This window comes from Aeribacillus sp. FSL K6-2848, from assembly GCF_038004325.1.
In the GTDB taxonomy this organism is placed as follows: domain Bacteria; phylum Bacillota; class Bacilli; order Bacillales; family Aeribacillaceae; genus Aeribacillus; species Aeribacillus composti.
Window position 1 is genome coordinate 904,536 of sequence record NZ_JBBOQQ010000001.1, and the last position, 14,459, is coordinate 918,994.

Annotated in this window: 18 protein-coding genes; 16 read left to right on the forward strand and 2 right to left on the reverse strand. The window is 38.5% G+C overall.

The window, feature by feature from the left end; translation table 11 throughout:
- The first annotated feature begins 7 nt into the window (after positions 1–7).
- Positions 8–652: a 2-methylcitrate dehydratase gene (locus tag NSS70_RS04445; RefSeq protein WP_340881001.1), complete on the forward strand. Its 645-nt coding sequence runs from the start codon at positions 8–10 to the stop codon at positions 650–652.
- Positions 653–719: 67 nt separating this feature from the next.
- Entirely contained in the window at positions 720–1,532 is an 813-nt protein-coding gene (locus NSS70_RS04450; RefSeq protein WP_340881002.1) for a DNA adenine methylase, read from the forward strand.
- 218 nt (positions 1,533–1,750) lie between these two features.
- Here the strand turns inward: NSS70_RS04450 and NSS70_RS20775 are convergent, their stop codons facing one another.
- Entirely contained in the window at positions 1,751–1,837 is an 87-nt protein-coding gene (locus tag NSS70_RS20775) for a type I toxin-antitoxin system Fst family toxin (RefSeq protein ID WP_445290595.1), read from the reverse strand.
- Between the two features lie 291 nt (positions 1,838–2,128).
- Here NSS70_RS20775 and NSS70_RS04455 point away from each other — a divergent pair, with 291 nt between their 5' ends.
- From NSS70_RS04455 to NSS70_RS04475, 5 genes are all read left to right on the forward strand, one after another.
- Positions 2,129–2,329 carry an XtrA/YqaO family protein gene (locus NSS70_RS04455; protein ID WP_340881003.1) on the forward strand — a complete coding sequence of 67 codons (201 nt, stop codon included), beginning with the start codon at positions 2,129–2,131 and terminating at the stop codon, positions 2,327–2,329.
- A complete protein-coding gene (locus NSS70_RS04460) occupies positions 2,326–2,793 on the forward strand; it encodes a hypothetical protein (RefSeq protein WP_340881004.1) in 468 nt (155 codons plus the stop codon). The genes NSS70_RS04455 and NSS70_RS04460 overlap by 4 nt, the downstream gene beginning before the upstream one ends.
- An 87-nt stretch (positions 2,794–2,880) precedes the next feature.
- A complete protein-coding gene (locus tag NSS70_RS04465; RefSeq protein ID WP_340881005.1) occupies positions 2,881–3,327 on the forward strand; it encodes an ArpU family phage packaging/lysis transcriptional regulator in 447 nt (148 codons plus the stop codon).
- Positions 3,328–3,484: 157 nt separating this feature from the next.
- Complete coding sequence (locus tag NSS70_RS04470; protein WP_340882476.1) at positions 3,485–4,210, forward strand: hypothetical protein; 726 nt, start codon at positions 3,485–3,487, stop codon at positions 4,208–4,210.
- A 2-nt stretch (positions 4,211–4,212) separates the two neighbouring features.
- Positions 4,213–4,965 carry a Panacea domain-containing protein gene (locus NSS70_RS04475; protein ID WP_340881006.1) on the forward strand — a complete coding sequence of 251 codons (753 nt, stop codon included), beginning with the start codon at positions 4,213–4,215 and terminating at the stop codon, positions 4,963–4,965.
- A gap of 284 nt (positions 4,966–5,249) precedes the next feature.
- On the opposite strand, the gene NSS70_RS04480 is transcribed toward NSS70_RS04475, so the two are convergent.
- Positions 5,250–6,026, reverse strand: coding sequence for a DUF6602 domain-containing protein (locus tag NSS70_RS04480; protein WP_340881007.1), 777 nt, complete (start codon positions 6,024–6,026; stop codon positions 5,250–5,252).
- Between the two features lie 491 nt (positions 6,027–6,517).
- On the opposite strand from NSS70_RS04480, the gene NSS70_RS04485 reads away from it, so the two are divergent.
- From NSS70_RS04485 to NSS70_RS04525, 9 genes are all read left to right on the forward strand, one after another.
- Entirely contained in the window at positions 6,518–6,919 is a 402-nt protein-coding gene (locus tag NSS70_RS04485; protein WP_340881008.1) for a hypothetical protein, read from the forward strand.
- A gap of 41 nt (positions 6,920–6,960) precedes the next feature.
- Positions 6,961–8,106 (forward strand): IS3 family transposase, encoded by a 1,146-nt coding sequence (locus NSS70_RS04490; protein WP_340881009.1) that lies wholly within the window; start codon positions 6,961–6,963, stop codon positions 8,104–8,106.
- 229 nt (positions 8,107–8,335) lie between these two features.
- On the forward strand, positions 8,336–8,758 hold the full coding sequence (locus tag NSS70_RS04495; protein ID WP_340881010.1) for a hypothetical protein: 423 nt from the start codon (positions 8,336–8,338) through the stop codon (positions 8,756–8,758).
- Between the two features lie 51 nt (positions 8,759–8,809).
- A complete protein-coding gene (locus NSS70_RS04500; RefSeq protein ID WP_340881011.1) occupies positions 8,810–9,100 on the forward strand; it encodes an HNH endonuclease in 291 nt (96 codons plus the stop codon).
- A gap of 120 nt (positions 9,101–9,220) precedes the next feature.
- A complete protein-coding gene (locus tag NSS70_RS04505) occupies positions 9,221–9,589 on the forward strand; it encodes a hypothetical protein (protein WP_340881012.1) in 369 nt (122 codons plus the stop codon).
- Positions 9,576–11,267: a terminase large subunit gene (locus NSS70_RS04510; RefSeq protein ID WP_340881013.1), complete on the forward strand. Its 1,692-nt coding sequence runs from the start codon at positions 9,576–9,578 to the stop codon at positions 11,265–11,267. The genes NSS70_RS04505 and NSS70_RS04510 overlap by 14 nt, the downstream gene beginning before the upstream one ends.
- 13 nt (positions 11,268–11,280) lie before the next feature.
- Positions 11,281–12,477, forward strand: coding sequence for a phage portal protein (locus NSS70_RS04515; RefSeq protein ID WP_340881014.1), 1,197 nt, complete (start codon positions 11,281–11,283; stop codon positions 12,475–12,477).
- Positions 12,455–13,189 carry a head maturation protease, ClpP-related gene (locus tag NSS70_RS04520; RefSeq protein WP_340881015.1) on the forward strand — a complete coding sequence of 245 codons (735 nt, stop codon included), beginning with the start codon at positions 12,455–12,457 and terminating at the stop codon, positions 13,187–13,189. The genes NSS70_RS04515 and NSS70_RS04520 overlap by 23 nt, the downstream gene beginning before the upstream one ends.
- Positions 13,179–14,423, forward strand: coding sequence for a phage major capsid protein (locus tag NSS70_RS04525; protein WP_340881016.1), 1,245 nt, complete (start codon positions 13,179–13,181; stop codon positions 14,421–14,423). Before NSS70_RS04520 ends, NSS70_RS04525 begins: the two co-directional genes overlap by 11 nt.
- Positions 14,424–14,459 lie beyond the last annotated feature (36 nt).

The following is a 14,459-nucleotide window of genomic DNA, read 5'->3' on the forward strand; positions in this document are numbered from 1 at the left end:
ATTAATCATGGGATATGTTAACTACAAAGCAGAAGTTAAAAAGGCAAATCTAAAAAAAGACGGGGTGATCGAAATTGGTCTAGAGGCACCTGTAAGTCTTTTAAAAGGCCAAATGGAAGCATTGTCACAAATGGTTGGATCCAAAGTGGAAATTTCGATGGAGGATTTAATCGTTAATTTCACTATAAAAGTGAATGCAAAAACGAATGAACTTCTTACCACCTACAAAGTTGACGAACGTGGAGTTGTTTCAGAAGTTAAACCAGCAGCTGAGCAACTTGAAGCTGACTTGGGACTTCCACCAGAAGAAGTGCCAACGAAGGAGCAAAATGAAGAAATAAAACGTGAAATTATTGATCAGTTTATCTCAGAGGGAATGTCACCAAATTATGAAGACTTACCTTACGATTTTGCTTACATCGTAAAGCGGTACTTGGATGGTGAAAAATATGAAAAGTTAGCAAAGGAGCTTAATACAACCTCTGCTGAATTAATTAGGATGGTTGATAGTTATCGGAAACGAGTAGCACCATTAGCTCAAAAATGGTGGGAATGGAAACAAAGTAATGAAAAACAGCAAGATGATAATGATGGAAATGAAGAACAATCTGCAGATGATACTGAAAAGGGCAATGAGAACGATGCAGCATAATATTGTGATCGGTGATCATTGTCCAAAATGGATGTAGTGAGATTCCGAAAATAAGAGGGTGAAACAATTGGGTGTACCTAGAATACTTCATTATCCTGGTTCAAAGTGGTCAATGGCAGATTGGATTATAAGTCACATGCCGAACCATCAAACGTATCTCGAACCATTCTTTGGATCTGGAGCTGTTTTCTTCAACAAAACTCCGTCACCAATTGAAACGATTAACGATATTGACAGCAACGTCGTGAATTTGTTCCGTGTTATCAGAGATCGGTCGAAAGAGTTGGCGGAGAAGATTTATTTTACCCCTCTATCAAGAGAAGAGTATTACGCCTGCTATGACGACAATACGGAAGATGAGGTAGAACGAGCAAGACGTTTTCTTGTTCGTTGCTGGCAAGCCATCGGAGCAAAGACAAGTGACAGAACCGGTTGGCGCAGCTTAATTAGCCCAAATGGTCCGAGGGTAATTCAAGAATGGTCGAAACTTCCGGAAAAAATCTTGTTAGTTGCTGACCGGTTGAAAGAAGCACAAATTGAAAATCAACCGGCCACAAAGTTAATCCAACGATACAAAAGAAAAGAAGTTTTAATTTATGCCGATCCTCCATATATCATCGAAACTCGAACAAAGCGACATTATAAGCACGAAATGACGATTGAAGATCACATAGAATTACTGGAAGTTTTGGATAAGCATCCGGGACCTGTGCTGTTATCGGGATATTCTCATCCTATTTATGAAGAGAGGCTAAAACATTGGTACAGAGATGAACTTCCGGTTCTTGCAGAAGCAGGGGCAAAACGTACAGAGGTGCTTTGGATTAATCCGGTTTCGGCTGAGCAAGGATTCTTTCAGCAAACTTTGTTTAACATTTGAGTAACAAGATGAAATTAATTAATTTATTTATTTACGTAAATATGCTTTGAAATTTGGATTTGTTAATTAAAGACAAAGAAAAAAATACTGATATCTTTTACGAAATAAAGAAAATACCAGCATTTTTTACACCTAATTCTGCTATATAAATTTATTTTAGTTCTGCCAGCAACAATCCAAGAAAGTTTTGGATTGTGCGGGCAGACCCCTTATAAGAATTACTTTTTATTGTTAAGCCAATACTCAAACAAAGCTACAATAATTCCGATTACAACGCCAACTAAAATTTTGGTGATTGTACACATAAAACATTCCCCATTTCTCAAATCAACTAATGGGGGTCTGCTTAATAAATCATATTCAATAAAGAACAACTTGTTGACAGAGATTTAGGAAATCAATATGTTGACGAGGTAGAGGGGAATTACGAATAAAATAATTAAATATTTAGGAGAAAAGGTGAAAAAACAATAAAGAATTTTGTCAAAGTGGCTACAATAAAATCACTGAACATTGCATTAAGAAATATAAAAAGCCAGGATCGCTCCCGGCACAGAAATATGGGCTAACTTTATTATAGCACGGGAGGGGTCTTTGTGAGATTAAAAGAACTTAAAATTAATCCTAGTACTATGAGACTAGAAATTGATATAATGGAACAAAAAGGAAGCTTTGCCATTGTGGTGTGTGATGGTAAGGCAAAGTTAACGGAGCTACCAGCATTCGGTGAGACAAAGATTATCACACATCAAGGCAAGGTGAAACGGGTTAAGTTTGATGAGGGGGAAGAGTTTTGAGTTCATATATAATAAGTTTTCTGAAATCCTTTTTACCTGTAAAAACAATTAAAATATTGAAACAGCAACACCTTTATAATAACTTAAATATGTATCGCTTAGAATGCATAATTGATAGTACGTTGGAAGAATTAAAACTAAAAAACTATTTGTCAGGTAAGAAAATATCAGAACTTAATGAAATAGATTTAGATTATTTTTTAGCTCATATAAACTCATTAGTTGAAAAAACTAAGGCAATCCAGTTAACAGTAGTCTTTTTAAGTCTTTTCTTTACTTTTTTAGTTAATTTTATGGTTACATTGTTGGAACCACCAGTAGACAAGGCAGAGATATTTTTAATTTTTTCAATTGCAATATTCATTACAGCTCCTTATCTTGAAAAAAATTATAAATCTACAATTGCAAACTTCACCTTTTTAAAAGAGATATTAACAATTTATAAAAATAATAAATTTAAATAGTTTGTTCTACCAGCCCTCTGGAGGACACTGAATGAGCTTAATGCTCGTTTGGTGTCTTTTTTTAATTATTTTTAAGGAGGTAGCAAGATGAAACAAATATCATTTCAATTACCCGAAATTGACCGTGATGCAACAAAAAAACGAGTAGAAGCTGCCCTGGAGAAATATCGGTTTTATCTCCTTACCGTTCCAGAGGAGAGACTACCAAAGGTGACAGCGACATATACACTTGTTCCTCCTGCTAACACCAATGCATTTCATTCATCTACAGAAACAGCAGTGATTGACAAGGTGGATTTTGAACGTGAACGTGACGAATATATTGAATGGATTAGACGTGGAGTGAATAGGCTCAGTCCAAGGGAACGGGAGCTGATCATAAAGCGTTATTTGAGTGATGAGGAGATGTACGACTACGAACTTTACAATGAAATGGGGATGTGCGAGAGTAAGTACTATCGATTGAGAGCAAGGGCTTTTTATAAGCTTGCATTCATTTTAAGAATTGAAGTATACAAAGAAGAGACACCATAATAGGTGTCTTTTTTGCTATGTTTTTACTAAATCAACAGTTATTAGCACTGAATTTGTAGAAAAACAGAATAATAGTTGCTAAAATTATCTATCAGAAATACTTTATCCCACGAGTGTTCGCAGCCTCTTTATATTTGAGGAAGGGCATGTGATTTTAATGGGTATATATAAAGATATTGAACTAAAAGAAAATCTGGAGCTTATTAAACCATATTGTTATTATGAAAATATAAAAAATCTTATATTAGAAATTTGTAAATTACATAACAACTTTTCGAAGAAATTGGCCTATGATCGTAAATTTGAACCGATTAATCTAAAAAAGAAATTAATTACAGATGTTTCATTTGTGATTGATGACAGAGGAGTTTTTATAATCGATAATTTTTTTTATACACTCATAAAGAATTATGTGTATAAGCTCGAAGAGTTAGTGATTGATATTGACTTCGAATATACTTATAGTGATCTAGATTTTCGGTTACGTGTTAAACAAAATGAGTCAATTGTAAATAAATTGAAATATTATAGAGTAGGTAAGGAGGAAAAAGGTCTCTATCCGTTGAATAAATGCTTAAATGATCTTTTAGGTTTTAGGATAATTATTGATGATTTCGATCATGACTGTGTATATTTTGATGCGTTATGTGAAAGCATAAAAACTGAATACAAAATTCGGAAAATAAATTCATCAAAAAATAATTATAAAGCTACGCACATATATTTTTATGGCGAAAGTAATACATATTTTCCTTGGGAATTGCAAATATGGAATTCAAATGACGAAACTCAAAATGAGCATTCTCATCGTATACATAAACAAGAGTATACAAAATGGGCGAATATTTATAAAAATTCGACCGAAATTGAAGGAGGTGCTTAGCTATGGCATTTCATTTTATAGCAATTGTTAGTCATTACGCTGGTGGTAAAAGGATTGGGTGGCATTATTCAAATGAGACGAGACTCGATAGGGAAGTCATTCATGAATTTTTAATGAAAGTGAAAAAGAAGTGTGGAGATGTACAATTAGGGATTCATAAATTATCTACTGATTCCGTGTCATGGGAATCCGTAGTAAATAGAGATGCTTTTTTTGCAGATGTATTTGTTACTCGCGACATTGAAACATTTATTAAACTGGTTTCCGAAGATCAGGCGTTAAGTGCATACGATGTAGCGAAATTTATATTATCAGTCATGCCATCATCACATTTAAAGTTGCAAAAATTATTATACTTCGTTTATGCAGAGTTCCTATTACGTACTGGCGAGAAATTATTTAAAGAACCGATATTAGCGTTTAGATACGGTCCTGTAGTTGAAAGTGTCTTCCGGAAGTTCAAGGTTCATGGTTCTTCTGTAATTGATTATAAAGAAGATGAAACAATTTGTATGTATACGGATGATCTGGCTGTTACTCCTTCTTTCATGAAAATTGTTTCATCTGAACACGGTTTGATAGCAATAGATTGTATATTAAAGGTCTTTGAAAAATATGGCCATTTAAGTGCAGGGGAATTAGTGGATAAAACTCATAAAAAAGGCGGGCCTTGGGATAGAGTATATGAACCAGGGAAAAATGCTGTAATAACAGATGACTTAATCATTCAATATCATCAAGTGATTGAGTATTGATTTCAATACAATGCAAAGCAATTGTATTAAGTTTTAGTAACAAAAAATGAAAGAAAAATGAAGGAAAAATGACAGGAAGATGACAGAATATTTCTGTTTAGACGTGTTATGATGATATCGTGGGATATGTTAGAGCAGCGCGTCACCCGGTCGGGTGGCGTTTTATTATGTAGAAAGGAAAAGCCCTTTTGATGAAAAAATGCGCATATTTCACCAAAAGGGATGTGACAGTATTGTACTAACATAATTTCGTTTGACATGATTAAGGCAATTTATTATGTTTTTTAGACCGGCCTTGTTTCCCACCTAAAATTATTCATAAAAGTTGCAGCATATTTAATTAAATCTGGTGGTATGACTTCAATTTGATTTAAATAAGAACTTAATAAAAGAAAAAATAACAGAAGTGAATCTTGTTCTGTTTTGATCGAAACCATGGTGGTATTAGCCTCTGGTAACAAGATAACTCTGTTTTCTGCAACATTCATGTTAAGTAAAATACCTTTGTCTAAAATACACACAAGAGATATTCGTTCAGTAGGTGGTAAGTCCTTATTTAAAATGTTTAAATTATCTCTGAGAGTATCAAGAGAAACAGATGAACTATAAGCGAATACACTTCCTAAAGTAAGTGGATTTGAGCCTCCTACCGAAATGCCGGAGGCAAGGGGTCTACTTCCTCCTAGTTTCGGTAATTTCCTTACAGAACGAATATTCTCAACGCACATTTCCAGTACTGATTTGTCAAGAGTCGATTTTATTTCAGTTACTGCACAAACACTTTCAGCCGGAAAAATTTGAGTTGATTCATTATACCACAGTGGGCATGTTGCTTTAGCGTAGATTACACAATCTAACTGCTTGCTTATCTGTCCATCGGCAGATATAGCTTGTCCGCTTCCAATATCATACTTTCCAGGTAAATGTTTCTTTAGAAAGGTTTTTATTACTTCTTCTCTGTTACTTCCTCTGTCACCCATATGTGGAATTTGGCTGGTGATATATTGGAAGTCAGAGAGCATTTTACGGGAAATTCCACGAAATAATTGTGTGAAATCCATAGCATCAACTCCTTTTATTTTATATATTATACGAATATACACTAAGGAGGGAATCTAATCTTGAAAGCATCTAGTGAACATACATGTTCAGGTTTTGAAATAAATAATAAGACTTATACAGTTGATTTTGAGAAGGTTAATAGCTTGGATGATGTCATTAGAATATTAAAGTCTCTTAATATTACCTTTATGGAGATGAGTTTATTAAGGGAATAGAGGATCTTGTTAAATCAAAGTAAAGCACCCATAGTGATGCTTTTTATTTTACCCTGGAGTGATGAACATGAAAAAACGGAAGAAAAAACGGAAAGAGAAGTTGAGTCACTGCGAATTGATCGACTTGATGGAAGTGAATTTGCCCGACGTACAAGCGAGTACGTGGTGCGATTAGGAGGAAATAGTTTGTCGAGATTTGACGAGAAATAGATGTAGGAAAATCGTCTCCTTTTGTCGAATTTATTTTAAAAATAAAAATAAAGGAGATTGAAAAGATGAGTAGTTTTTCTGCAAAAGAAGTAAAAAGATCGATAAGAAGTTTCGAATCAGCAGCTCAAGACGTCATTAATTCCAAATATCAGACTTATAAAGCACGGATTGCAAGGTTTATTGAAATCGCCCAAAAAGATAACGTTATTAACTCAATCGTAAGCCCTTTATTAAAATTGGAGCTTGATTTCGATAAGATTCACATTTCAAAAAACGGTTTCTGGATTGATGAATTAAAACTTCCAACTGACCAAGATCTGCAGATAGCGTACGTGTTGCAGATGTTTAAGCGAGTTGCTGAAGGAGAGCAATCTTTAGAAGGCATAACGCATTCTATTTATAAACATAAACGTTTTGAGGATAATATAGTTATGTGGTTGAATGATGTAGCTATAATGCTCCCATAAGGTGAGACACATGAGCGTGATAAATAAGTTATAATGATACCATGAAAAAAAGAAACCGATATACCGCAGAATTTAAAGCTAAGGTGGTTCTTGAGGTGTTGCGTGAAGAGCAAACCGTCAATGAAATAGCCGCCAAATATGAATTAAGCCCAGTCATGGTCAGTCGTTGGAAAGCAGAATTTCTAGAACGATCCTCGATGGTCTTTGAAAAAGGCTCAAGCGAAGTGGATAAAATCCGTAAAGAATATGAGGCCAAACAAGAAAATTTAGAGAAATTGGTAGGTCAGTTAACGGTTGAAGTTGACTGGCTGAAAAAAAATCTGGACTCAAATAAGTCTGTTGACGAACGAAAGGCTATGGTCGAATTCAATCACCCATCGATCAGCATCAAGCGTCAGGCACAGTTATTAGGTATTCATCGTACTAGCGTGTATCGCCAATCAAAGGGGCAAACAGAAAGCTCAGAAAACATCATGCTCATGCACGAAATGGATATGCTTTATACAGCTCATCCCTACTTTGGCTACAGGCGCATGACTGCGAAACTTCGTGAGAAAGGATTTGATGTGAATCGTAAACGCGTACGCCGTCTCATGCGCCTTATGGGTATACAAGCTATTTACCCAAAACCCAACCTTAGTAAGAGGCTACATGCCAAGTACTGCCGACCTTACCTGCTCCGTGGATTGGAGATCACCCATCCGAACCATGTGTGGGGAGTGGATATCACCTACCTTCGTATGGGACGGGGCTTTATGTACCTGTTTACCATCATCGACTGGTTCAGCCGCAAAGTGATCGATTACGAGTTATCTAGTACGCTGGAGAAAGGATTTGTCATCGACTGTCTGAAGCGGGCATTGCGTCATGGTAAGCCGGCCATCATCAATAGTGACCAGGGCAGCCATTTTACAAACGCTGACTATCTCGGGCTGTTGAAAGAGTATGGCATCCAGGTATCAATGGATGGCAAAGGACGAGCAACAGACAATAGTCGTACGGAACGATTCTTTAGAGCTTTAAAGTATGAATGTATCTATCTCAATGAATTCGAGAATCCTAAAGAGTTGCGAAAAGGCATTCGACGCTATGTTACGTTCTATAATACAGACCGACCTCACCAATCCTTGGACTATTTGACGCCAGCAACAGTGTACAAGCAACCTAAGATGGTTCAAGCATCCTAACCATCGAACGTGATGAGAGGCTTTATATGGAGAGACGGGCATGATAGGCTGTTTTAGCCATGCGATGTTATCTGTCCGTCGCTCCAGCGCAAAAAATCGTGCCCGTAGAGGCTCCATGTCAAGCCTTTATCGTACACGCACCACATTCATAGCGAAAGGAGAGAATGGATAACTTAAATATTATCAATTTGTGTCTTGACAAAGGGGTGCATTACAAGCTGCCCCTTGTTTGAGAGAACTTTCTTATCGACTCAACGATTTAATAGAAGATGAAGTTACAGGAAAGGAAGAAGTTTCAACTGCAGCGCTCCAAATATTTAACTTTGGATCGATAACAGCATCACAAGGAAGCAACGTTGCAATAGGAAAGGATATACAACAATCTGTTTCTTATGAAAATATTGTAAATAAAATTATGGATAAGGTGAGGACAGAACGAATTGTTTCTGAAGATAAATTGCCTGAAATTGAGGAAGTTGCAAATGAAATTGAAGAAGAAATCAATAAAACAGAGCCATCACCTAGTAAACTAAAGCAACTAGCTGGGAAGTTATACAATATAGGAGAAACTGCGTTACTAAAAGTTGTCTCTACAGTGGTAACGGATCCTAGATGGGGACAGGCTGTTGCTGAGACATTAATGAACATGTAATAATTTTAGAGCATCCTTCGGGGGGTGCTTTTTTATTTGGAGTTGATATTTGTGAAAGAGTGGGCTAAGCACTTCTACAAATCGAAAGCGTGGCAACAATGTCGTGACGCTTATTTTGTTTATCGGCATGGGATATGTGAACGTTGTCCAAGACCAGGAAAGATTGTGCATCACAAGATATGGTTGACACCGGAAAATATCAATGACCCGAACATTAGCTTGAATTGGGAGTATCTCGAATTGCTTTGCCAAGATTGTCACAACAAAGAACATCATGAGAAGTACAGTGCAACGAGGCATGACGTGATGTTTGATAAGAACGGGGATTTGGTGAAGGCATAGCCCCCCCTATTTCACGGTTTAGGAAGGTCGGATAGGGACCGGTGGGGGCACCTTCGCGTAACACGCAGGTCTCGCGCGTGACCCCCCTCCCAAAAATAGGCAGGAAAGGAAGGTGATTTTATGGCGAGAAAAAAGGAATTGACGAAAGAAGAACGGATTTCACGGGAAGAAAAGCGATTAAGAAAAAGTTACAAGGATTTACCGAAAGATAAAATGCAGGTTGCCGATGGACTGATTCGGCGCGCTGCTTATATGCGTGTAACACTTGAGGACATGGAAAAAGACCTGGACGAAAACGGCTTTGTCGAGATGTTCACGCAGTCTGAAAAGACAGAACCATATGAACGGGAACGGCCGGTGGCGCGCTTGTATAATACGATGAACAAAAACTACCAGAGTATCATTAAGCAGTTGTCTGATTTACTGCCGAAAGAAGAACCGAAGGAAGAGAATGACGGCTTTGAGTCATTCGTGAATGAACGTGATTAGATACCCGTTAGATTACAATCCGATTTTAGAGTATTGGGAGAAAATCCAAAGCGGCGAGGAAGTCGTATCAGATAAAGTACGGCGCGTCTACAAAAAGTTAGTGCAAGACATATTCGATAAGGATAGCGAGTGGGAATACAATCCAAAACGAGCGAATCATGCAATCGAGTTTATCGAAAACTTTTGTAAACACTCAAAAGGGAAAATGGGTGGCCAGCCGTTCAAATTGGAGTTATGGCAAAAGGCATTGGTTGCGGCAACATTCGGATTCGTTCATAAAATTGATGGCACAAGAAAGTATCGTGAACTGATACTGATCGTCGCGCGGAAAAACGGGAAATCAGCATTAGGTTCGGCGATTGCGTTGTATATGCTTGTTGCCGATGGTGAAGCAGGTCCGGAAGTTGTAAGTGCAGCGACCAAAAAAGACCAAGCGAAAATCATATGGTCAGAAGCGAAACGAATGGTCAAAAAATCACCGGCATTGCTGAAACGAGTGAAAACGCTGGTCGCTGAATTGGTTAGCGAATTCAATGACGGTTCATTCAAACCTTTATCCAGTGATTCGAACACGCTAGACGGTCTAAACGTGCATTGTGCATTAATCGATGAACTTCACGCCATTGAAGATAAAAACCTTTATGATGTTATCGTCGATGGTATGTCAGCGCGTGAACAACCGTTAACTGTTATTACTACAACTGCTGGTACTGTCCGCGAAGGGATTTTCGATATTAAATACGACGAAGCAGAACGTATCATAAACGGTTATGATGACCCGGATGGATACAAAGACGAGCGAGTTCTTCCTATTATTTATGAATTAGATAGTCGTGAAGAATGGACTGACGAGAAATGTTGGAAGAAAGCCAATCCAGGACTAGGGACAATCAAAAAATACGACGAGTTAAAACGGAAAGTGGAAAAAGCAAAAGCGAATCCTTTGTTGGTAAAAAACTTACTAACAAAGGATTTTAATATTCGCGAAACAACAAGTGAAGCGTGGTTGACATTCGAGCAATTGAATAATACTGAAACATTCGATATATCCGTACTTCAACCGAGATATGGAATTGGTGGCGTTGACTTATCCAGCACGACCGACTTAACTGCAGCGTGCGTTTTATTTATGGTTCCGGGCGATGACAAGATATATTTTGAGCACATGTATTGGTTACCGGAAGACTTATTGGAACAACGCGCCAAAGAAGATAAAATTCCATATGACATTTGGCATGAACAAGGATTGCTTCGAACCTGTCCGGGCAACAGTGTTCATCCAAAATTCGTTACGGAATGGTTTTTAGAAGTGATGAACGAGAAGGGAATCTATTTGCCGTGGATTGGTTATGACAGTTGGAGCGCAAAATACTGGGTTGAGGAAATGGAAGGATACTTTGGGAAAGAAGCGATGATTCCAGTTATCCAGGGCAAAAAGACATTGTCGGCGCCGATGAAGAAGCTTGGAGCAGATTTGGAAGCAAAAAAAGTGGTGTACAACAATAACCCAATCACGAAATGGTGTCTATCGAACACAAGTATTGAGATTGACAAGAACGGAAACATCCAACCTTCAAAAGGCAAGAATCAACATAGACGTGTAGACGGTCTAGCGGCAATGCTAAACGCTTATGTCGTGTTGCAACAAAAACTGAATGACTACTTAAACATGATTTAAAGGAGGTGAGCGCGTGGCATTTTGGAGTAGATGGTTCGGAAACAAAACGCCGGAATCGACCGGCGTAAAGTTTGAATTAATCACCGAACGAGGGAACGGTTTTTATTCCTGGCATGGTGAGCTTTACAAATCCGATATTGTCCGTTCAGCGATAAGACCTACTGCAAGGGCCATCGGTAAGCTGGTTGCTAAACATGTCAGAGAAGGTCCTGACGGCATAAAAATCAATCCGGAACCTTACATGAGGTTCTTGCTTGAGGAACCTAACCCGTTCATGAGCGGTCAGATGCTACAAGAGAAGTTAGTCACGCAGTTGTTGCTTAATAACAATGCTTTTGCACTGATAATTCGTGACCAATTCGGCTATCCAGCACAAATTTACCCGATTCCTTGTGTTTCGGTAGAGGCTGTTTATGATAAATCAGGTGAGTTATATTTAAAATTTACGTTACGAAACGGAAAAATGATGCAATTTCCTTATCGAGATGTTATTCACTTGCGTCAAGACTTCCATCAGAACGATATTTTTGGAGACAGTCCAGCCGAGGCGATTACATCGCTAATGGAGATTATTAATACAACCGACCAAGGAATCGTGAAAGCGATCAGAAACAGCAACGTCATCAAGTGGTTGTTAAAATTCAAACAAGTGTTGCGACCTGAAGACATCAAAAAGAATGTCGACGAGTTTATCCGCAACTATCTGTCGATTGACAGTGAAGCAGGAGGAGCGGCGGCAGCAGATGCAAAATACGACATCGAACAAGTGAAGCCACAAAGCTATGTGCCCGATGAAAAGCAGATGAGCAAAACGTTGCAACGGGTATATAGCTTTTTTAATACGAATGAAAATATTGTGCAATCGAAGTTTACGGAAGATGAATGGGTGTCCTATTATGAGGCGACAATCGAACCGATTGCTATACAGATGAGTTATGAGTTTACCAGAAAGTTGTTCAATCGGAAGGAGCGTAGCTTTGGGAATAAAATTATTTTTGAGGCGTCTAACCTGCAATATGCAAGCATGCAAACGAAGCTTTCACTTGTTCAGATGGTGGATCGCGGAGCCATGACACCTAACGAATGGAGACAAATCCTTAATATGGGACCAATCGAAGGCGGGGATGTGCCGATTCGTCGTTTGGATACTGCAACCGTATCGACAACGGAAGGAGGTGATGGGATAGATGAAGGGCAAGGCGAAGGATAATCTAACGAACTTGTTACAGATTAAAAACTTCACAGAAACAAGCGCCGATTTGTATTTTTACGGCGATATTGTTTCTAGTTGGTGGGGTGCATGGGATGACACCGATCAGTTTCCTAGTGCCGTGCGTGATTTTTTGAATGAAGCGAAAGGGAAGGACTTAAATATCTATATCAACAGTGGTGGCGGTGCCGTCTTTGCTGGCATGGCAATTTATAACATGTTAAAACGCCACGAAGGTTTTAAAACTGTATATGTCGATGGTCTGGCGGCTTCTATCGCATCAGTGATTGCATTAGCTGGCGATAAAATTATCATTCCTGCCAATGCTTATTTCATGATTCATAAACCTTGGATGATGGCTATTGGCAACGCTAATGAATTGCGAGATATGGCCGACACATTAGACACAGTAGAAGAAGGTATCCTCAATGTCTATAAGGAACACCTTGTCGATGGCATTGATATTGAAACTATCAAGGAAATGATGGAGCAGGAAACATGGATGACAGGCGAAGAAGCGGCACAATACTTCAATGTGGAAGTCGGCCAAGCTATTGAAGCGGTAGCGTATAGCGGTGAAATGCTGGATAAATTCCAGAACGCACCGCAACAATTGAAACAACAACTAAAAAATAAAAAAGCACAAAGTCTTGCCGAGTATCGGGCAAGGCTTAATTTTTTAAGATTAAAAGGAGGAATGAATGATGAATAAAAAAGAGTATCTAGCAAAGCGCAAAGCGTTATTAGAAACAGCAGAAAAAGCGTTAAACGAGGGGAATGTTGAAGAATTCAAAGCGAAGGAAAAAGAAATTAAAGATTTAGACGAACAATTTGAAGCATTCGCGAAAGCACAAGCTAATATGAACGCATTAAAAGATAAAGAAATTGTAGAGGTTGCTATGGATATGACTGCTCAAGACAATGGTGTTGTTGCTTCTACAAAGCCCGTTGAAGTGAAAGATGAGAAACAAGTTTATCTTGACGCATGGGCAAAAGAAATGATGGGTCAACCTTTAGCGGAACAAGAAAAAGTGGTATTTGATAAAGTGAATGCTGACATCCGTAATGTGACACAAACCGCTGCAACACACGCAATCCTTATTCCAGAAACGGTTCGCGAAGGAATTTGGAAAGAAGCGGGTGAATTATTCCCGATTCTTGGTGACGTTCGCATGACATTTGTTCCAGGTGATTTGACAATCATCAAGGAAACGAACGCCGGCGATGACGCGCAATGGTACGACGAAGAAACAGAAGTTGCAGACAGCGATTTTGGATTCGGCGAATTGAACTTAACAGGGTGCGAACTTGCGAAATCTATTCCAATCAGCTGGAAACTTCGCAAAATGTCTATCGACGCATTTATTCCTTACATTCAGACATTACTTGCTGAAAAAATGGGTGCTGCATTAGCGAAAGCGATCGTTAGTGGTCTAGGAAAACCGGGAACAGGTGATACATTTAAGCCACAACCGAAAGGAATTGTGACTGCACTTGTGGCAGAACAAGGCGTTCCTCAAATCATTGAATATGATGACGCTGATATATTAAGTTATGACAAACTTGCACAAGCAATGGGTAAAATCAAATCTGCATATAAATCCGGCGCCGCAATTTACGCGAAAAACGCGACTATTTGGGGTAAACTTGCGCTGTTAAAAGACAACGATGGTCGTCCGTTATTTGTTCCGGACGTGACAACTGACGGCGGTGTTGGTCGTATCTTCGGCTTGCCGGTCAAAGAAGAAGATAGCGTGCCGGATGAAGCTATCCTAATCGGTAACGTTGCACGTGGCTATGTGATGAATGTCAACGAAAACATGACTATCTATACAGAGGATCATGTGAAACAACGGTATACAGACTATATGTCTTATGCAATCGTTGACGGTGATGTGCTAACAACAAAAGCATTTGCTTACATTCGCAAGAAAGTCCAAGTTTAATAAGACGGGAAAGGCTCCCGTCTTTTCTTTTGGAGG